This window comes from Lysobacter sp. GQ73 (genome assembly GCF_059758755.1).
Genome location: NZ_JCAXEE010000026.1, coordinates 1 through 407, shown reverse-complemented (window position 1 = coordinate 407; position 407 = coordinate 1). Strand labels below are relative to the sequence as shown.

Here is a 407-nt window from a genome sequence, read left to right as displayed (position 1 = left end):
GTCTGGCTCAGCGCCGTCACCGGCGTGGTCACCGTGGTGGTGCAGGCCGGATCGGTGCTGCCCACCGGGCAGACCGGGCTGGTCGAGGTCGCGGTGTTCACCACGTTACCGGCGGTCACGTCGGCGGCCGTCACCGTGTAGGTGCCGGTCAACACGCAGGTCGCGCCCGGCGCCACCGATGCACAGGTGGTGCTGCTCGGGGTGATCTTGCTGTCGTTCACCACCACGTTGGTCAGGTTGCCGCTCGCGCTGGTGTTGGTCACCGTCACCGTGTAGGTCAGCACGTCGCCCACCGACACTGTGCCGCTGCCGTCGTTGTCGGCATTGGCCATGGTCTTGGCGATCGTCTGGCTCAGCGCCGTCACCGGCGTGGTCACCGTGGTGGTGCACGCAGGGTCGGTGCTGCC

General features: G+C 68.8%; 1 protein-coding gene. It reads right to left on the bottom strand.

The window, feature by feature from the left end; translation table 11 throughout:
- On the bottom strand, nucleotides 1–407 hold a 407-nt coding region (locus AC6CH2_RS22510; protein ID WP_498271162.1), incomplete at both ends, for a CLIPPER-2 domain-containing protein.